2 protein-coding genes are annotated in these 333 nt (G+C 32.1%); both read right to left on the bottom strand.

The annotated features are described in order from the left end of the window. On the bottom strand, nt 1-98 hold a 98-nt coding region (locus GUI70_RS25475; RefSeq protein ID WP_161884543.1), incomplete at its 3' end, for a terminase small subunit. Then, nucleotides 95-333, bottom strand: a 239-nt coding sequence (locus GUI70_RS22870; RefSeq protein ID WP_202630579.1) for a hypothetical protein, incomplete at its 5' end; no start/stop codon positions are given. The genes GUI70_RS25475 and GUI70_RS22870, both read right to left, overlap by 4 nt.

The raw sequence follows: 333 nt of genomic DNA, 5'->3' as shown, positions 1-333 counted from the left end.
TTTGCGCTATAGCCTGCTTTTATGGCACTTTGTGTTACATTAAGTGTTCTTATATACTCATTCACAAAACGCGCTTGTTTTGCCGTTAACTCACTCATTCTATCACCTCCACAATTTTATCTAATAAGGTTTCATACCATAATCTTACAGATTGTTCTGAACACTCTAAGACATTACTAATATCTTTAAAACTACGTCCTTGTATTAAAGAATCGAAAATATAAAACTCTTTATCATTAGCTACTCGGTCAACAATCATTTCTAAGTGATTCTTTACAATATGATCATCAATGTTATCGTCTGCCATCCATTCATTAGAATTTTCATCACCTA

It is taken from the genome of Deinococcus alpinitundrae (assembly GCF_009982895.1).
Lineage (GTDB): Bacteria > Deinococcota > Deinococci > Deinococcales > Deinococcaceae > Deinococcus > Deinococcus alpinitundrae.
Note: the sequence above shows the minus strand (reverse complement) of the source record. Positions and strands in the feature narration are given on the sequence as shown.